General features: G+C 61.6%; 18 protein-coding genes and 1 pseudogene. 7 read left to right on the forward strand and 12 right to left on the reverse strand.

Annotated elements, in window-relative coordinates; all coding sequences use genetic code 11:
• Positions 1–873 precede the first annotated feature (873 nt).
• Positions 874–1377, reverse strand: a complete 504-nt coding sequence (locus ACN4F8_RS00500) for an ATP-binding protein (RefSeq protein WP_419471774.1) — start codon at positions 1375–1377, stop codon at positions 874–876.
• A 603-nt stretch (positions 1378–1980) separates the two neighbouring features.
• Between ACN4F8_RS00500 and ACN4F8_RS00505 the strand changes: the two genes are divergently transcribed.
• Both ACN4F8_RS00505 and ACN4F8_RS00510 read left to right on the forward strand, forming a co-directional pair.
• Entirely contained in the window at positions 1981–4032 is a 2052-nt protein-coding gene (locus tag ACN4F8_RS00505; protein WP_419471790.1) for a PAS domain-containing sensor histidine kinase, read from the forward strand.
• A gap of 36 nt (positions 4033–4068) precedes the next feature.
• The gene (locus ACN4F8_RS00510) at positions 4069–5037 is read left to right on the forward strand and encodes a hypothetical protein (protein ID WP_419471775.1); all 969 of its coding nucleotides are present in this window, start codon (positions 4069–4071) and stop codon (positions 5035–5037) included.
• A 169-nt stretch (positions 5038–5206) separates the two neighbouring features.
• Here ACN4F8_RS00510 and ACN4F8_RS00515 read toward each other — a convergent pair whose 3' ends face one another.
• From ACN4F8_RS00515 to ACN4F8_RS00545, 7 genes are all read right to left on the reverse strand, one after another.
• Positions 5207–5893 carry a hypothetical protein gene (locus ACN4F8_RS00515; protein WP_419471776.1) on the reverse strand — a complete coding sequence of 229 codons (687 nt, stop codon included), beginning with the start codon at positions 5891–5893 and terminating at the stop codon, positions 5207–5209.
• 99 nt (positions 5894–5992) lie between these two features.
• Complete coding sequence (locus ACN4F8_RS00520; protein WP_419471777.1) at positions 5993–6646, reverse strand: SOS response-associated peptidase; 654 nt, start codon at positions 6644–6646, stop codon at positions 5993–5995.
• Between the two features lie 30 nt (positions 6647–6676).
• Positions 6677–7141, reverse strand: coding sequence for a helix-turn-helix domain-containing protein (locus ACN4F8_RS00525; RefSeq protein ID WP_419471778.1), 465 nt, complete (start codon positions 7139–7141; stop codon positions 6677–6679).
• A gap of 142 nt (positions 7142–7283) precedes the next feature.
• Positions 7284–7880, reverse strand: a complete 597-nt coding sequence (locus ACN4F8_RS00530; protein ID WP_419471779.1) for a hypothetical protein — start codon at positions 7878–7880, stop codon at positions 7284–7286.
• 48 nt (positions 7881–7928) lie between these two features.
• The gene (locus ACN4F8_RS00535) at positions 7929–8351 is read right to left on the reverse strand and encodes a hypothetical protein (RefSeq protein ID WP_419471780.1); all 423 of its coding nucleotides are present in this window, start codon (positions 8349–8351) and stop codon (positions 7929–7931) included.
• Positions 8352–9033: 682 nt separating this feature from the next.
• The gene (locus ACN4F8_RS00540) at positions 9034–9606 is read right to left on the reverse strand and encodes a hypothetical protein (protein ID WP_419471781.1); all 573 of its coding nucleotides are present in this window, start codon (positions 9604–9606) and stop codon (positions 9034–9036) included.
• Between the two features lie 83 nt (positions 9607–9689).
• On the reverse strand, positions 9690–10742 hold the full coding sequence (locus ACN4F8_RS00545; RefSeq protein WP_419471782.1) for a hypothetical protein: 1053 nt from the start codon (positions 10740–10742) through the stop codon (positions 9690–9692).
• A gap of 183 nt (positions 10743–10925) precedes the next feature.
• Here ACN4F8_RS00545 and ACN4F8_RS00550 point away from each other — a divergent pair, with 183 nt between their 5' ends.
• Positions 10926–11219: a YlcI/YnfO family protein gene (locus ACN4F8_RS00550; protein ID WP_419471783.1), complete on the forward strand. Its 294-nt coding sequence runs from the start codon at positions 10926–10928 to the stop codon at positions 11217–11219.
• Entirely contained in the window at positions 11216–11533 is a 318-nt protein-coding gene (locus ACN4F8_RS00555; RefSeq protein WP_419471784.1) for a type II toxin-antitoxin system RelE/ParE family toxin, read from the forward strand. The genes ACN4F8_RS00550 and ACN4F8_RS00555 overlap by 4 nt, the downstream gene beginning before the upstream one ends.
• 104 nt (positions 11534–11637) lie before the next feature.
• Here the strand turns inward: ACN4F8_RS00555 and ACN4F8_RS00560 are convergent, their stop codons facing one another.
• Both ACN4F8_RS00560 and ACN4F8_RS00565 read right to left on the reverse strand, forming a co-directional pair.
• Positions 11638–12735 carry a DnaJ C-terminal domain-containing protein gene (locus ACN4F8_RS00560; protein ID WP_419471785.1) on the reverse strand — a complete coding sequence of 366 codons (1098 nt, stop codon included), beginning with the start codon at positions 12733–12735 and terminating at the stop codon, positions 11638–11640.
• Positions 12669–12929: pseudogene (locus ACN4F8_RS00565) on the reverse strand (J domain-containing protein); the annotation flags it as partial. The pseudogene ACN4F8_RS00565 and the gene ACN4F8_RS00560, both read right to left, overlap by 67 nt.
• On the opposite strand from ACN4F8_RS00565, the gene ACN4F8_RS00570 reads away from it, so the two are divergent.
• Positions 12858–13244 carry a DUF805 domain-containing protein gene (locus ACN4F8_RS00570; RefSeq protein WP_419471791.1) on the forward strand — a complete coding sequence of 129 codons (387 nt, stop codon included), beginning with the start codon at positions 12858–12860 and terminating at the stop codon, positions 13242–13244. The pseudogene ACN4F8_RS00565 and the gene ACN4F8_RS00570 overlap by 72 nt on opposite strands.
• 27 nt (positions 13245–13271) lie before the next feature.
• Here the strand turns inward: ACN4F8_RS00570 and ACN4F8_RS00575 are convergent, their stop codons facing one another.
• Positions 13272–14696, reverse strand: a complete 1425-nt coding sequence (locus tag ACN4F8_RS00575) for a hypothetical protein (protein ID WP_419471786.1) — start codon at positions 14694–14696, stop codon at positions 13272–13274.
• Between the two features lie 1539 nt (positions 14697–16235).
• On the opposite strand from ACN4F8_RS00575, the gene ACN4F8_RS00580 reads away from it, so the two are divergent.
• On the forward strand, positions 16236–17321 hold the full coding sequence (locus tag ACN4F8_RS00580; protein WP_419471787.1) for a hypothetical protein: 1086 nt from the start codon (positions 16236–16238) through the stop codon (positions 17319–17321).
• Positions 17322–17337: 16 nt separating this feature from the next.
• Positions 17338–17736, forward strand: coding sequence for a hypothetical protein (locus ACN4F8_RS00585; RefSeq protein ID WP_419471788.1), 399 nt, complete (start codon positions 17338–17340; stop codon positions 17734–17736).
• Between the two features lie 39 nt (positions 17737–17775).
• Here ACN4F8_RS00585 and ACN4F8_RS00590 read toward each other — a convergent pair.
• Positions 17776–18203 (reverse strand): IS5 family transposase (locus ACN4F8_RS00590; protein ID WP_419471789.1); only part of this gene is annotated, 428 nt, incomplete at its 5' end.

Consider the following 18203-nt stretch of genomic DNA (forward strand, 5'->3'; position numbering starts at 1 on the left):
ACCAACGGTTCGCTTTTTCGGTGTGGTGGACTGTATGCAGAAGATGCCGTCAGCACTCTGACCAAATGATTACAGTTCTGTCATTTAAACGGCATCGTTTTTGGGCGCCGCTGAGTGCGTAGACCGAACCAGGCGCGCAATCGACAAGCGCCCGGGAAGTCTACATAGAGTGAGCGGCGATGTTCCATCGAGCCACCGAGTTGACCTACCTACTGTTCTCACACATGCGCGATGAGTTCGTCGCGGAGACGAACGCAGTCGTTTCATGTGTGTGGCGGGAAATGAAGCCAACGCGCGGCACCGGAAAAAGGCCTGACGCACTTCTCTTGCCAAATTTCCTTCGATGAAAGCCTCAATACCAACACCCTGAGCACTGGTCTGTGTCCAGGATATGTCCCGTGTGGTTTGCGCGTCAATGCTTTGTGACTCGCGGTTGTATTGAAGCCATGTCACCCGACGTTTGGTGGGCTCTTTTATTGGCCGCTGCAGCCGATGGCGTGTTTCTCTCGCAGGTCCGCATCGGCGCCGAGCGCCGGGTTCGATCAGCTGGCCGAACAGGTTGTCGTTGCTCAGAATCACACCGTTCAGATAGGTTTCGAGGGCCGAGGTGAAGAGATCGAGTTGCATAGTGAGCAAGCTATCGGAGAAAGGGGTGCTGTCAAATTCATGGGGCGCACGCAGGTCGGCCCCAGAAATGAGAAAGGCCCCGAATGCACATGGCATCCGGGGCTCCTCAGAAGTGACTTCTTGTCACGTTGCGCTGGCTCAGTCGGCCTTGGCCTTCACGAGCGTCGCGTTGTGGTGGAACGAACCACCAAGTTCACCTCCGACCAGTTCACCGGGGCGAACCGCATGCCACAGGGCTTGCTCCAACTACTCGGCACTCACGGCAACACCGCAGATGCGCCTGAGCATGTCTTCGTCGACCGCCAGGGCGTCGGTGCGGCCCGCTGTACTCGAGCGGGTCTGCAGCACATGCGGCGCCGTGCTTGTGCAAACGCACCAAGGCGATTTGCCCAAGGTTGCGCTTGGACATGACGACAACGCGGTCGGCTGCGCAGCACGAACTGAAGAAGCCATGCCGAAGGGACGCTCGCTCAGCTGCGTTTCGGTACTCTCCCAGCCACTGGTGGCCAGATCGAGCAGGACGTCGAACTTGTCGATGCCCATGCCGTTGTCGCTGATGGTGATCACGCGTGTGGCGCTGCCGCAGATGATGGCGATCTTGGTGGAATGCGCACGCCGTGCGTTCTTAACCATCTCCCCCATGACGGAGAAGCTGGAGGCGAACAGGTGGCGCATGGACTTGAAGAACGCGCGTTCGTTGACGTTCGCCCGCACGGTGGTGGCAGGCAGGTTGGTTTGGGTGGTTTCCATGTGTGTCCTTGATGGTTGGAAAGACCAGAAAACCACCCCCCTGACCGGGAGTGGTTCCCGGTCGGGTGGGTTGCTCCAGACGGAGCAGAAAGTTGATGGCGACCAAAAGGCCGCGTGCTGGATGAGATCCAAGACGAAGCCGATGGTACGGGTGCGCTCAACCGGCCGCAAGCGATGCAGACCACCCTAAGTTCGGCCCTCCCCACGCTCTTCCGCTCCTTGCCGTGACGAAATCGTCAATTGTTGGCATGCATACAAACGTACCCCTTTGATGTTTGTGTTCGCAATCGAACATTGGAGTGCGTCGCGTTGGGCGGAAGCGCCTTGCCACTGGTCACAAAGGCTCCACGCAGCGAGAACTTTCGCTGGTAAGGACGCTTCACTTCGTTCATCTCTATGGCCATATGTCCCAGAAAGCATTACCGGCCTACAAGGAGAGGCCTCTTCCGCAGGGAGGGTCCAATGGGTTGCTTGCGAATTCAAACCCCGCTCAACGCGTGAATATTGCCCAGATAGCCAGGCGAATGGATGCGTCAATTTGCATACATTCGCTTCATGTCCTCTCAGAATCACCTCACCGACGACGTTCAGTCGGCTTTTGCAATGAACGACCGAACCGAAGAAACAGCACCGCCTGCAGGGGAGGATGGCGAGCAGGCTGCGTCTTCACCAGCGGAACTGGCACAGTGGGCCCTCGACCAGGCGCCGTGCGCGATCCTGCTTCTGAAGGGGAGCGCGACCGTGTTGCATGCCAACACCACACTCAAGCGCTGGTTGGGCCGCAGCCAGCGCGATACAGTCACCGAGAGCCAGATCGGGGCCGCTCTGGGTCTGGAGCACCCCGCCACGCAGGACGCTGTCCTGTTGGCCATCGAGTCGGTGCAACAGGATCTGCTGCCGCCCTCCTTCGAGCTCAAGCTCACCCGCTCCGATGGCTCCCACATGTCGTTGCTGGCCGGGGCCTCAGCTGTGCGTTCACCAGCGGGCGATTTTCTGGCCTGCGCGCTGGCGCTCACCGACATCACGGAGCGCGCACGCGTCATGGCCGAGCTGCTCGACAGCAGCGAGCGCATGCGCTCGATCACGGACCGCACGACCGCCCGCCAGGCCTACTTCGACGCCGATCTGACCTGCCTGTTCGTGAACCGTGCGCTGTGCGCTCATGTGGGCGCGCGGCGGGAAATCTTGCTGGGCCGCTCGTTCGAAGAATGCTTTGACACCGATGAGGTGCGAGAGATGCTGCCGCGCGTGATGCCGGCGCTCTCGGGTGACAAGCAGACCTTTCTGATCGAGAAGCAGGCACAGGACGGCACCACTCAATACCTGGAGTGCCGCGTGCTGCCCGATGGTGGTGCGGCGGAGGGCGTTCGGGGCGTGTTCATCGAGATCGAGGACATCACCGAGCGCCGGCGCACGGAGGACCTGGTGCTGCACGCCAACATGGAGCTCGAAGCCCGGGTTGCCCGGCGCACCGCTGAGTTGAGCCGCACCAAACGCAGGTACAGCCTGATGGCCGAGGCGCTGCAGGACTCCTGCATCTTCTTTCTGGACAGCACGGGCCGGATCACGGAATGGAGCGAGAGCGCGCACCGGCTGCACGGCTTCTCCAGCGAGAACGTCATGGGCAAGCACTACGGCGCCATGACAGCCACCATGAAGGGCGAGCAGGACGAGATCGCACCCGAGGACGCGATTCGACTGGCCATCCAGCGAGGACAGTGGGAATCCCGAGGCTGGCGCCTGCGGGCCGATGGTCAGCACTTCTGGGCGCACACGCTCATCACGGCGCTGCGTGGCGAGAACGACGAAGTCGAAGGCCTCTCCTGCATCACGCGGGACATGACGGCCGCCAAGGACCTCGACAAGGTGATGAACGACCTCAACGGGGAGCTGGAGCGCCGGGTTTCCGAGCGTGTGCGCCAGTACGTGGTGCCCAACCGGGATCTGGACGTGTTCACACACCACATCACACACGATCTGCGAGGCCCCCTGCGCCACATCAACACCTATGCGGGGCTGATGCTGGAGGGGCTGGAAGGTGTCGAAGTCGAGGGGCTTGATCTGTACCGCGACGGGATGCGCGCGGCCAGCCAGCGCCTCAACGGCATGGTGGAGGCGCTGTTGACCTACGCCCGCATCGGACGCGTCGATCTGCACCCCGCACCGATGCCGCTGGGCACGCTGGTCGAAGGCCTGATCACGCGGGTGATGCAGCGGTTCCCGGACGTGGAGGTCAGCTGGACCGTGCACGAAGACCTGCCGGTGGTGGTGGGCGACCCCATGCTGGTGACCGACTTGCTGAGCCACGTGCTGGACAACGCCGTCAAGTTCAGCCGCAAGCGCCCCAAGCCCGAAGTGCAGATCGGCTGGAGCCAGGAGAGCGAGCACTGGGGCCAGTTCTTCGTGGTCGACAACGGGGTGGGCTTTGATGTGTCCAAAGCGGCCAACAACCTCTTCGTGATGTTCGCCCGGCAGCACCACTCGCTGGATTTCTCCGGCGCCGGCACCGGGCTGGCGCTGGCGCAGCGCATTGTCCAGCGCCATGGCGGGAAGATCTGGGCCGACAGCACACCCGATCACGGCTGCGCCCTCTACTTCACCCTGCCGGTGGACGCGAGCGTGTCCCCCTCCAAGCTGGCAGGCCTCCATCTGTGAGCCCACCGCCCCTGAACCTGAAAGAGACCGCGCGACGTGCCGATCCGAGCTGGCAGTGACCAAGGGGACGTGCTCGCTTTCGCGTTGAACGCGCAGCAGTGGCAGGATCTCAGGACGCGACACAAGGCCAAGGCCCTGACCTTGTGGATGCCGTGCTGCAACGTGCCCGCCGTGCCCAAGACGAGCCCGCGCGGCACCTTCTTTTTCGCGCACGCGTGCCGGGGTGAGTGCACCACCGCCGACGAGAGCCCCGAACACCTGTACTGCAAGTCGCTCATTGCCCAGGCCGCGATGGATGCGGGCTGGAGCGTCACCTCCGAATGGCCTGGCCAGTCGCCCGAGGGTGAGCAATGGGTGGCTGACGTCTACTGCGAAAAGGGAACTGCCAAGCTCGCGCTGGAGGTGCAGCTGTCACCCCAAAGAGATGCGGAGACGGTGCGCAGGCAGACTCGCTACCGATCCTCGGGCGTGCGGGGCGCGTGGTTCTTCGGTGCCCGGGCGCGGCAAGCCACCATGGAGCTGGACCAGCAGACGCCCGCCTTCAGCTTGCGGTCCGTGGTGGTGGGCGAGGAGCCGATGGTCGAGCCGTTTGGGGTGCGCCTGACCGAGTTCGTGAAGGCCATGCTGCACAAGCGCCTCGATTGGGCGATTCCGCTCTACAACCGGCCCCATCTGGTGGAGTACATCGAGGATGCGTGCTGGGCGTGCAAGAAGCCGGTGAAGCAGGTGCTGGAGCACGTGGAAGGGGGCAGTTCGCCAGAGGATGAAGCGCTGACGGCGGCAGATTTCTACGAGGGGCGCTGGGACTCGCCCGCTTACACCGTGGCGAGCATTTCCAAGCGGCTTGAGGCCCTGCATGCGGTGGTGTCCAACGACGATCTGGCGGCCCAGGGCTTGAACCCGGTCGGCCGCAAGGACGTCATTGACGGCAAACCCACTCGCTTTCCGTTTTGCAACATGTGTCTGCACTGCAAGGCACCACAGAACAATCACTTCCTGAGTTAGCGAGTCCTTGGCGCAATCCGGGGACAGGCGTTCGTGGAAACGGTGGACGACAACACTGCGCCCGCGCAGGCTGGTCCCTTCGGGGTGGCACTCATACCTCGGGTGCTACCGGGACGAGGAGTTTGGAAACTCCAAGGGGCTGGATCGACCTAAGGATGCAAGCGGGCCTTCAGGCCGCTTCCACAACGACCTTGCCCGGTGTGCGATGGGATTCGAAGTCGCGCAATGCCTGCAGGCTGGCCGGGTTGAGCAGCTCGCCGATGCAGGGGTCGACGTAGCGCAACTCCATTTCCAACTCGTCACCAAAGGTGATGGCGGCCAGTTCGAAGTCCCAGTGTGACTCGAAGCCGTGTGAGCGGTCCTCGCAGGCTTTGACAGCCAGGTCGTGGCCCCACTTGAAAATCTGCACCGCGGCGGGCATACCGCCCTGAGGGGCGTGGGTGAGCTTGCTGGCCATGCCGCGCAACGCGCGTCGGTCCATCTCTTCCACCTCGGCAGCCGCGCTGCGCTGCACGCTCTCGCGCTGGTCCTCCCAGGCGGCGAGGCGCGCCTGACGGGCGCTGATGGCCTGCTGCAGGTTGCCCATTTCGACACGAACCAGCGCTTCAAGCAGTTCCTGGACGGGCATCTTCACGAGGTTCAGGCGCCAGCTCATGAGGAACTGTTGCACCGGTGCGGTGGCGAGCACGGCCAGCATTTCGTCGCACGTCAGGCGGAGTGCGCCGCGTGGCAACTCGATCACGTGTTTGCTGGTGGGCCGTTTGCCTCGGGCTGCGAAGGCGAACCGCACGATGCCGTACATGGGCAGCACGGCCACAGGAACGTCGAGGGAGGGGGTTTGTTTGTCGTTCTTCATGCTGGGTGTCAGTTTCCGACATCCTGCACGCAGACTCTCCTGCCCAACGGGGTGGGTTCAGGGCGTTGACACGCTAACACCCTGCTCGACTGGGTGATTTCAGGCGTGCGTGGCCACGCTGAGCTCCAGCGGCGGCGGACGCAGGAACGGCTGGACATCCTTCTCCGTACCCGTGAGCCACAGGTCCACGTCTTCTTCTTCGATGGCGATCACGCTGCGCTTGTCCTGCTGATCCGGCGCGAGCTTTGGGTCTGGTTTGTGCATGCGGCTCATGAGCGGGTGCTCGTCCGCGTTGGTCGTCAACATCGTGTACGACTCAAACATCTCGCCGCTGGCGCGGTCGGTCCAGGTGTTCCACAGCCCCGCCAAGCCCCAGAGCCTGCCGTCTGCCCTGGCGAACGTCCACCACACGTTGCGCCCGGTCTCCCAGCATGGCTCATCGAAGGTGATGGCCGGGATGATGCAGCGCTGCCCGCGCGCCCAAGGGGCCTTGTAGCTCGCCTTGGCGGCCAATTCCTCCGATCGCGCGTTGTTCGTGCTGTAGGTGAGCTTGGCCGTCTTGGCGAACCAGGGGATCAGCCCCCATTGGCCGAGCACCAGTTCGCGCGAGTAGCCGGCGTCTTCGCGCGCGCGGCGCACGAATGGCCCGGTGTTGCGTGGAAAGACGCCCCCACCGGCCGACGGATTGCCACCGTGCAGCTGCCACATCGACTCGATGTCGGCGCCGCTGGGAGAGAGGTATCGGTTGCACACGGCGACTCTCCCGGTGATCTTGGGTGGGCCTCAGCTCTTGGCGATGGCCAGCGCGCGCCGCTTGCTCAGGCTCATGGCCTCGCGGATGGCGGCAAGCTGCTTCTCGCGGGGCTGCACACCACCCTTCTCCCACTTGTAGATCGACAGGCTGGACACGCCCACGATCTTGGCCCATTGCGTTTGCGTCAGGCCCATCTGTTTGCGGTGCTCGGCGAAAGCGGCTGCATCGAACGCACCGCGCGTGCGCGGTGAGGCGGCTGGCTTGTCTGCCTTGGCTGCTTTGGCGGGCGCAGCCGCCGCTGTGGCGCCGGTGCGGTTGGCCAGCTTGACGAGCTGGCGCACGGTCGCCTCAAGGCTCTTGACCGACTTCTTCAGGGCTGCGATCTCGCTTCGGTGCGTGGTGGTGGCTTTGCGCAGTGGCGTGATTTCGCCACGAACTTCCTTCTTGGATACGCGTGCGACTTCTCGCTTGAACGACTCGGCATAGGTGGTCATGTCTACCCTTCTCAGTGCGAAATGGCACAGATCATTCTATGGTTCCGATTCTGACGCTTTGCGAGACCCCTTCGGGAACTAACTTTTGACCAAAAAAAAGCCCCGGCCGTGAGGCGCGGGGCGAGGGGTTGGGTTGCTTCGATCAGGCCAGCGCGGCGGCCGCCTGTGCGGTCTGCAGCGTCACCATCTCTCGGACGTGGTCCACCTGGTCAAGGGTGGGTGTCTGTCCCAGGCAGGCCGTGGGCACCTTGAAGGCACCGATGATGGCTTCGCCGGGGTTGGCGTTTTCGCACTGTTCGATGGCATGCGTGATGTTCTCCGCTTCGCAGGCGAACAGCAGCGCGTAGGCCCCGTAGGTGAGCATCCAGCTTTGCAGCAGGTGCGTGCGGTCCACGTCCGGCGTCTGCGTCTCCAATGCCGGCAGTTCGCCGGCCTTGGCTGCGTCAAGCGTCTGCTGCGTGATCTCGCCGAGCTGGCTGACACCGAAGTAGGCCTGCACGGCATCGACGACCCGGACCTCGAAGGGACCGTAGTGGCCCCAGGCGACCGCATCGACGAATTCGTCGCTGCTGCCGTCACGGTCCTTGATCGCGTGCAGTTCGTTGAGCGTGAGGCTCAGCAGATGGTCCGTGGCGTCAATCTCTTCGGGCGGGTTGAAGGCCATGGCCACGTCTCCGATCCACTCCTGTGCGACGAAGGTGACGAACAGGCGGCGGAGGATGTTGGTTTGGGTTTTCATGGAAGGAGTCCAGAGTGCGCAGGCTGCAGGTGCAGCGCTGCGCGGGTTTCAGGGGATGAGGCTCAGACCGTTGCGGGCCTGAATCTCACGAAGGGAGCGGGAGAGGTGGTGGACATGACACAGGCTGCGGCGGGCCCAGCGACCGTAGTGGTGCGCGAGGTCTTCGAAGCTGCAGATCAGGTCGTGGTCTCGACGCTGCGGGAACTGAGCCGGATGGGGCTCTGTACCGCTTTTGTCCACCAGCGCGAAGCGCAGGGCTTCGCGTCGGTTGTTGCGTACCTGGGCCAGCAACTCCTCCAGCTGCAAGCTGATGAAGTGCGTCTGGCCCATGGCGGTGCGCATGTTGACGATCTGGGCCCGGCATTGCTGCAGGGGGATCGCCAGTTCGTTGCGGGCGGCGCGTCCGGCGTGGCGGCTGCTCAGGCCGGCCTTGCGAAGCTGCAGGTACAGGGACTTGCGGGCTTTTTGCATGGCTGGCTCCTCGGTACTCGACCAGCGCCAGGTGGTCGGGTTCGCCGCACACACCGGGGTCGCATTCGGCCAGGAACTCACCGTTGAGGGTGAACGCGCGCACACCGTCCTCGCTGAGGGCTTCGGTGCCGTGCGTGCGCATGTACTCGCGCACGCGCTGCGTGTCCTCGGGCGTGATCGGCAGCACGCGTCCGCCCAGCTTGACGAACTTGCGCCACAGGGAAGGGTCGGTGCTGGGGGTCGCACGCGCCATGGCCACGGGAAGCAGCTCGTAGGGCTTGCGCGAGACGATGTGACGGATCGTCAGGGGTGCGGTCAAAGAGAGATGCATGGGGAAGTCCTTTGAAACGTCCTCTTTCGAAGCGCAGGGATCCACAGATGCACTTCTCCCCGACCGGGGGAAGTCCACCTGCAGAGGGAGGGGGAAATACCGGGAGGGGTTCAGGGCGCCATCGCTTTCGCGTTGCGCCTACATGGCCAGGGGCCGTGTCGGAATCCATTCTGTGTGGGCTTGCCCAAACGCGCCAGCGATGCGGACCAGTTACGCTGCAGCCGATCCGCGCGCGGCATCACCCAAATGAAAACCCCCCAAAAGAAAACCCCCCACAGCTTGTGAGCCGTGAGGGGTGGGGAAAGGTGCCTTGTAGTCCTTGTTCATCGGGCCTGTTGTCGTTTCTCGATCTCAGTTGGGATCGTTGGTGGTGGATCTGTAGAACATCTCCAGCACCTCGTCTCGCAGCTTGTCGAGGTCGTGGCGGTATTCATCCGTGTCCGGCTGGTAGCCCACCATGTTTTCGTAGAACTCGTTGAGGCCTCGACGGCCGCGAATCAGGCGATCTGCCAGCAGGTTGCCGTTGATGTCGCGTACTTCAAAGAGCCAGGCGTCCTCGCCACCGTCCGGGTGGGCTGTATCGAGCGGTCTCACCCAGAAGGGCTGCGTGGTGCCGCGCGGCCAGTCGGTGGGCGCCTCGACCGGGCGTTTGGAAGCAGCAAGGTAGGCGCAGAGCCTGCCCTGTTCATCCAGTGCCGCACGCAGCGTGTCGCGATCGGCAGGTTCCTTCAGCACCTGGATCTTGGCGCTCTCCAGCGTCCAAAGCTCGGTGGTGTCTTCGAACTCGCCGCTGGGCACCTGCTCAAGGCGGCTGCGGGCGTAGGCCTGCAGTTCATCGTGGGTGGCGCTCATCGGCACGGAGACGACTTCGGTGTACTCGCGGATCACGTTGGCGCGCAGCGTGACTCGAACAGTCTTGTTCATATGGAAATCCTTGTGAGAGGGGGTCCGCCCCATCGGAGCGGTGTGCCCCGATGGGAGAACGAGAAGTGAAAGACAGGTACGCGTCAGGTCAGCGACCAGATGCCACGGTCTTCGTTGCGGAAGGTGTCGGCGTTGGAGTTCAAGGTCTGTCGAACCTTCTCGCGCCAAAAGTTGTTGGTGGCCAACCGCTCCGGTGCTGCGGCTGCGATGGCGGCGTACAGCTTGTCCAGCGACGCTTTGCCTCCAAGCCCCTGCAGGACACATCGGACGATGTTCTTCCAGGTGCCTGTGACGCGTTGCGCTTGTTCCTTGACCATGCCCGAGAGCAGAACCACGGCTGAGACGCCGCGTTTCTCCCAGAGGATCAAGTACTCATGAACCAATTTCGGGAGCTTCATGCGACCGTAGGTTTTGAGGTCTGAGAGGCAGTTGTGCTGCATCTTGATGATCACGGCGGCCAGCTCGTTGGACGGCATGCGCGCGATCATCTCGGCCTGGTAGCTTGAATAGACGGAGCCCCGTCGCCAGTCACCGATGAGCGTGCCGTAGTAGCCACCTGGACGCGTGGCGCGTCGCTGGTTGAGCAGGACGGCCTGCATCTTTTCGTGGAAATCGGCGTCATCAATACAGTTGCCGAGATCGTCGGGATGGGGCTTGTCACCCCACATCCCACCGGGACCAGCATACCGGATCATCGAACCGTAAGGCGGGTGGGACACGATCAGATCAGCGTGCTTCCCCACCTTCGTGAGGAGGTCCATGGTGACGGCGTTGTAACCATCGCGAAGGTCGTAACTGTAACTTTCGATGCCCATCTCTCGGGCCACTTCGACGCTGGTGCCTGACCCAACCATAGGATCGACGAACACCTTTGGCGAGAGCTGTTCAAAGAGCGTGCGGTAGACATGCCCGGACGCGTTGCCGCGCCACTTGCTGTCGCCCCAGGGGCCGCGATCAGGAAAGCTGATCACGCTGCTGCCCATACCTCGGGCGGCGGTTTTCTGTTGAGTCATGTTGTGGTTCTCCACTTGAATAAAGCAGGGACCACAGCACCCAAAGGAGCGAAGTGGCCCCATTGGGTTGAAGTTGATGGCCGGCACGGCACCGAAGGTGTCGGCGCCGGCGGCGAATGGCACGAGGGCCAAGTCAGGACGAGAGGTTATCGGTGAGTTGTGAGGTCGGCAAGCGATGCGGACCAGTGTGATGTCACGACTCGCAGCACTCGCGAAAACTCAAAACGAAAAAGCGCCGGTTGCGCCGGACGACTGGCAACAGGGAGCATTCCCAGCTTTGCATTGCGTTTGCGCTACACTGTTCGCGTGAAGTCCGCCTCCATTCCCTCCGTGCGTGTTGACCCTGCTTTCCGGGCAGAGGTCGAGTCGGTGCTTGGCCAGGGTGAGACGCTGTCGGAGTTCGTGGAGGCGTCGATCCGCGCCGGAGTGCACCATCGCAGGGCTCAAGCAGAGTTCATTGCTCGCGGACTGCGCTCTGGCGAAGAAGCAAAGCGCAATGGGCATTACGTCGACGCGGATGTGGTGCTTGATCGACTGCAACACAAACTGGACGTTGCGCGCGGGAAAACCCAGCGATCGTCAACCGTGGTCAAGCGTTGAGCTTTCGGGTTCGCTTCACGCGCGAGGCATTTGAAGACCTCGAACGGCTGTTCGACTTTGTGCTCGAGCGCGAGCTTTCGCGCGACGGTGGTGACCTGAGCTTGCCCGAGCGTGCGCTGCAGGCCATCCACGCAGGCGTGGCCACCCTCAAAACATCGCCCTTCACCTGCCGCAAGGCAGGGCAGAGTTCCTTCGTCCGTGAGCTGGTGATTTCGTTTGGCAGCAGCGGCTACGTGGCGCTGTTTCAAATTGAGGGCCCAGCCGAGGTCGTGATCCTGGCGGTGCGCCACCAGCTGGAGAGCGACTTTCACTGAGCGGTGCGCCGCCGGCTCTGAGCTCACCGCTCTGGTACTCCCATTGGCGCGCCACCGTGCTGCGGTGGCCAGTCTGTTCCTGCAGCAGTCCTGACCGGCCCGCATCAGCCTGCGCTGTCGGCCTTCTTCCTGTCGGCCTTCTTCTTTGGCATTGCCTCGCCAAAACGGCTCTCGGTCGAACCAAATGTCCAGTCGCGCATCGCATGGCTCCATTGATTGAGTCGCGCGCTTTGCTGCTCTTTGGCCATCCGTTCGACCAGTCTGCGGTGTTCGGGGCTCAGTTTGGTGTCCTCACAGGGCAGGAGCTCCACGATGAGAGCACCGCGCTTGCCGGGGTCGCGCGCGCAGGGCAAGCCTTCCCCCGGGATGGAAATCAGCTGCTCTCGGGCTGCGAACTTCACGACGCGACTGCCTTGCAGAAGTGGCACCACAACCTCCCCGCCCAGGATCCAGGTCCAAAACGAGACAGGCACGACCACCCCGATGGCATCCTTTTCGAGCACATCGTATGAGGCCGATGTCATAAACAGCGGATGCTCGATGATCTCGATGGAGAGGACCAGATCGCCGTGGAGGTGCTTGTTGTTGGATCTGCCGCCCTTGCCCTGCATCCGAAGGACACCCTGGTGAAACGCGCCCGGGGGAATGGTGACTTGCTCCGACCACTGACGGCTTTCGCCCTGTCCCGAGCCGTTGCAGGTTGAGCATCTGGTGCTTCTAAACCCAGTTCCCGCGCACTTGCTGCACCTCACATCTGTCGTTCTGTACCTGTTGAGGAAACCATCGAAAAGCTTGCCACGCCCACCACATTCGGCGCACATCTGCGGGTGACCTTTGTTTCCCGCGCCGCCGCATTGCGCGCACAGATCGGTGACCTCGCCCTGCACAGTCCGTTTGCATCCAAAGACCGCCTCGTGGAGAGTGATTTTGATTTTTCGGGTGACGGTTCGGCCCCGCTTGGCATACAGCGGCTCGTCGTTGTCGTGCCTGGAGCCACCGAAGCGGTCGGCATCGTTGAACGGGTCGCTGTGGTATCGCCTGCCGTAACCACCGAACCCCCTTCGCTGAAGCCTTGCCCGCTGTCGTGCGTGGTGTAGCCCGTGAACGGCGTGCTGTAGAACTGGCACAGGACCTCGTAGGCCAGGTTGATGCGCACCATGCGCGCGCTGGCCCCGGGGGTCTTGTTCTTGTCGGGGTGCCATAGCTTGGCCAAGCGCCGGTACTGGGCCTTGACCTCAGCCAGAGGCAATCCTTCGGTGAGTTCGAGCTCACGAAAAGCCTCTCGGTGGGACATCTGCGGCTTGTTCAAAGGCGGCTCACTGGCGTGTTGAGGACCGCAGAATACAACACGCGAACTCCCCCATGGCCAGCCCTCGCGGACCAGCCATGCAGGCATCTACCGAGGAAGAAGGAGCAACACCCCAAGGGCCGTATCTCCAGATCTGCCTACAGCTTGCGAATGTCCTTTCTGTTGGCAGGTGCAGTTGCCATCGTCGTGTTGTTTGGCCAGAGCAAAAGCCTTTTCGGTGGCATTGCGTTCCTCCTGGTCCTGCTGGCCATCGCATTGCAGGTGATCAAGCGATCTCGTGATGGTTTGGGCTCCGGCTGGTGGGCATTGCTGCTTTGCATTCCACCTGTGGCTGGGATGTTGATGCTCGTGCTGGCTTTCAAAGGCACACCAGAAACGAGCACCCAATCCAACCCGGCATAGCTCCACGCCCAGCCAAGGTGTTCCAACTCAGTCCAGGAAGACCTCCACGCCGTCATCAGGCTGCACGCCCAGCAGCAGCGGGGAGACCTGCACGCGGCTAGGAAGCAACTTCTCCAGCAGCGCCTGGATCTCGACCAGCGCCGCCAACTCCACGCCCTGCTCCAGCGTCACGGTGAGATGGATGCGCTCGGTGTGCGCCATCTCGACACCCATCGCCGCGCGCCCGGTGAGCCACGCACGTTCCACACCCGCATCGAGCAGGCCTTCGGCAACGCCCGGCGTGATCTGAAACACCTCAAGCAGCTTCTCGACACGCTTGAGCTGGGTCTTGCTCATGAAGGACACCGAGCTCAGGTAGGCCGTCGAGATGTCCTTGCGCCAGTGGCCCAGCGCTTCGGACACCTTCTTGTAGGCGTGCTCGACCAGATCACGGTTCTCCTTGAACCATTTGGAGGACTCCTGCCCCTCTGCGGGTGGGCGGTGACCGGTGATGTCCTCGAAGTAGTCGGCCGCAAACTCGTGGCGCAACCCGTGGCTGGAGATCCCCATGTTTTTCTTGTTGATGCCGTACTTGCGCAGCTCGTTGTAATACTTGGTGCGGGCATCTTCAATCGACATGCGCGCGTAGCCCATCTCCCCCTTGGGATGGTTCTGTGCCCAAGCTCGCGCGCGGTTCTGCACCTCGCGCTGTCTGGCGGCCTTCACAGGATCCTTCAGGTAGGGCACAAAGCGGCCTTTGCCACCCTTGGTGCCGAGGTTCACCATCACGCCATCCACACGTTCGGACTCCATCGGGCGGTAGCTCAGCGCCTCGTTCACGCGCAGCCCGAAACAATGCTCAAGCTCGAACAGCCGTGCCTCGTGAGGGTTTTCTTCCTCCATGAGTGCAATGATCGCGCTGGCATCCACCCCAGCGGCTCTCCACGTTTTGCTGCCGTGCGTGACCTGGTGGCGTTTGAGAGCCGAGCGATCTACTCCTTTTGCCTCCAGGTCCTGGTAAAGCTCTTCCTTCTTCGGGATTGCACCGATCTTGCCGATGAGGTCACAGAACTTGCGGATGTTGGTCAGCTTGTTCTGGATCGTTGAAGCACTGTGACCCAACTCGTTCGCCCAGTACACGACCAATGCCATGGCCTGGCTGCGCCCAATCTGGTCAATGCGCTGAATGGGCATCCTGACTTTGCGCAGATCCTGAATTGCGTTCTTCAGCGTGCGGCCGAACGAAGTCTCTGTCCGATGGGCGACTTGGCGCACGCGACCGTTAGACGCCTGCAAGTCCAGATCGTGGAGAAATCGGGTCATCTGCCGCAAGGGGTCGTTGGGGTGGGCATTGATGGCTTCTTGCGCCCGCCCTGCGGCACTGCCCGGACCGCCCCGGGTCAGCGCCTCTGCACGCGACTTTGCTCGGAACTTCTTTCCCGGCCCGCCGCTGTCTTTTTCCTTGTCTTTCATTTCTCTCGCTCCATGGGTTACGCAAGGTGTGGTGAGGGCTGACACCTGAGGGCGCATTCACACCCGCACGTCTAAACCCTCGCGCACACACAACAAGCCAGACGCATCTGGCGCTTCTTTCGCTACTGGTCGCCCGGTACAAGGCCCCTGGGCAAGGCACGTCAGTCTTCGGTTTTTTCCGTTTTTCGTTAGCAAGCCGTCCTGTCGGCACAAGTGGAATCCTTGTGTGACCACCATCCTTCTGGATGGGCACCCCGACGCAGTGATGGCGTTCGGGGGGGATACTGTCTTCTCAGACAGAGCCATGTGGGTTGGCTAGACCAGAGTAGTTATTCACTACCCAGGTGAACTCACTTCACCGCCAGACTGAATTGGCGGCGTTGTCCTTTGCTGCTTGTCCCACCTTCCCCTTTTTAGGCCCCTGCGGGCTCCCGGACATGCCAGGCGGGAGGTACTGTGACTGGCCACCCGAAGGCAGTTGTCAGAGCAAAGTCAAAACGTGAGTTGATCTATACGCTTGCGCGTCCACACATGCTCCGTAGCAGGAGCTTTGGCTGGCGACCTCCATAGGAAGGCCTTGTTGGCTTGCTGTGGGCAATCCCCATTCGGGGGCCACCACTTCCGAACCGCATCGCGGGTTCAGCAGCTGGTCATTTATGCGACCTGTTTTGCGATGCTCCGTACAGAGCAGCGTCTTGATCTGCGACATCCAACTTGGGAGGCCGACTTGTTGCCTTAGGAAACTCACATTGGAGCGTCGGTTGGCGGTTTGCCCGATGGGCTATGACATCACTGGTGTGAACCGGGATGTCGACGTACCGAGGTACAGCGAAACGGATATTAGGGGCTGTGCCGCGTCTTGTCATTTGATGCGGACCAGTTGTGGATAGTTGGTGCCGCGTCGTGCGCGAAGTGCGAGTTATCCACAGTTGACAGATTTCTTTCCGTTTTCGTTTCCCTCATGTCAAATGGGCAAGAACGGCTGACAAATCAACGGCCTTCTCTTCACTCTGTCTTTCAACCCTCCTTTTCTAGCCCTTGTCTCTGACATGGGCGCGAGCATGTGGGTAACGAGTGCTACGCATAGCTATGTTTGCGCATCAAGACTTTGCGCAACCTCGACGCTCACACCTTCCTTCGTGTGCAAGTCCCAACTGATTGGATGGCGTATCACGATGAGCGTTGCATCCCCTGTGACTTTCCCTGGCCGCCAAGCAGAGGCTGCTAAGGAGTCGCGACTCGCACCACACTGGTTGTGGCCTCGTATGGCCTCCTATGGCCTCGCATGGCCACCATTTTGACGCTCCGGGTGTTCTGCTTCGCCCACACATAGTTTCGTGGCCGTCCATGGCCTCGTATGGCCTACGGTGGCCATCATCTAGCAGCCGCTCCTCTTCGACACGCGTTTCCCGGCCTCGCATGGCCTCGCGTGGCCTTTCATGGCCAGCAACTGGTCCGCATCGCTTGCAGAGGTGCGAAGGCCCCAAGAAAATTCCCGGCAGCACACCTTTGTGCAGCCATTTTTTCCCGGAGAGTCCTATGAAACGCGACGCACATCTGATCACCGTTCCCGCGCGAGCCATCGACGTGGGCTACGCCAGCACCAAGTTCACCTGTGGCCACAAGGTGGCACGAGGTGTCCCAATCATTCACGCGGACCTGTTTCCGTCGATCACCGCCACGCTGCGCGATGGTGCCCCCTTCCGACATAAACCTGGCACGCCTGGCGCTGACGGTTGCATCAGTGAAATCGATGGGGTGCAGCACTTTGCCGGCCGCGGTGTCGAGATGCACCTCAAAGGACTTCAGCCACGCCATGTCATGAAGGACTACTGCACCTCGCCCTCCTACCTCGCGCTCATGCGCGGAGCCATGCACTACATGTTGGTCGACGAGGGCAATCCGAAAGAGATGACGATCCAGCATCTGACCGTTGGACTCCCACTCAACACCTTTGACGAATACGAGGAGCACTTGCGTGAGCTGGTCATCGGTCGCCACGAAGTGATCAGCCGCGACCCAGCGGCAGGTGCACGGCACGTGACGGTGCTGGACGCCTCGGTCATCGTGCAGCCCCTCGGATCCCTGTACTACTACGGCCTCACGCACAAGGACTTTGATATGAGTGGCTGGAATCTTGTGGTCGACGTCGGGGGCGGAACGATCGACTTCTTGGCGGCGTACGACAAGGTCCCCAATTACGAACGCTCCGGAGCACATCCAGAGTCGATGCTGGCTTGTGCATATGAGGTAGCTCAAGCGATCGATCCGGAGTTGAAAAACCAATACGGTGTGATCCAGGCGATTGACCTGGCCATCCGCGATAACCGGGAAACCGTTCGGATTGGTGGTGAGGACTACGAAATGGCTCGCTACAAGGGTGCCATCAACGAGGTCCTTCGCCGTGGTTACGAGGCCATGCTCAACACGGTGGGCGCCTTGAATGACTTCGACAACATCTTGGTCTGCGGTGGTGGTGGTGCGGTGTTCTTTGAATTTCTTCGCGAACACGCGCCTGTACTGCGCCGCCGCCTGAAGATGGACGGCGGCTCTACCTTCTCCAACGTGCGGGGCTTTCAAGTGGTAGCGGACTACGCGGCGGCCGAAGCTTCGGCAAACCGCTGATCGAAGGGATCACATCATGGCTCAGAGAAAACGGACGGAGAAGCCGGGGGATGTTTTGCGAATCCGGGTCTCCATACCCCCCGATGGCAGTGGAGCCCAGGACTACCTCAAAGGCATCAACCCTGTCGGGCTCAATATGGAGGTCCTGCATTTGATCCAGCTCGGCTACCAGGTCCGAATGGCCATGAGTCGGGGTGGCTTGGCGCATCTCGGCCATATGCTCGCTTCAGCGCCAGTCGAGGTCCCAACGCCGCAGCTTGCCTCAGCTCTCCCTGCCGATTCAGAGACCGCCCAGGTCGATGTTCCAGAGCCACTGGAGGAAGGGACCTCGGTTGCAAGTCCCTTCGATGCAAGCTTCAAGAGCATGTTCGGCCAAGCGTTCGAACGCACACGGAACAGAAAAGCAGTGGCCTGATAGCGGGTATGCGGTGAAAGAAGGGGCGACTAGGGCCTGTTAACACAATCGCAGACCATCAGCGACGAGTACGAAACTGATGAAGCCCAGGAACATGAGGTCGAGTTTCTCGAACCGCGAGAAGATGCGCCGATAGCCTTTGAGCCGACGGAACAAGCGCTCGACCTCGTTGCGACGCTTGTACATCTCGCGGTCGTACTCCCAAGGCTCAATGCGCGTCTTCATTGGTGGCACCACTGGAATGAAACCCAGATCCAATGCCAACTGCCGTGTCTCATTGCCCTCGTAGGCACGGTCCATCAACAAGTGCACTGGTCTACTGGTCGGCCCAAGACTGCTGAGCAGGCGCCGGCCTTCGGGCGCGTCGTGAGCCTGTCCAGGCGAGAGGCAGAACGTCACGGCCGTTCGAGCATCCGCGGCAACCATATGAATCTTGGTGTTCCATCCGCCTCGTGACTTTCCGATGG

This window comes from Hydrogenophaga sp. (assembly GCF_048549895.1).
In the GTDB taxonomy this organism is placed as follows: domain Bacteria; phylum Pseudomonadota; class Gammaproteobacteria; order Burkholderiales; family Burkholderiaceae_C; genus Hydrogenophaga.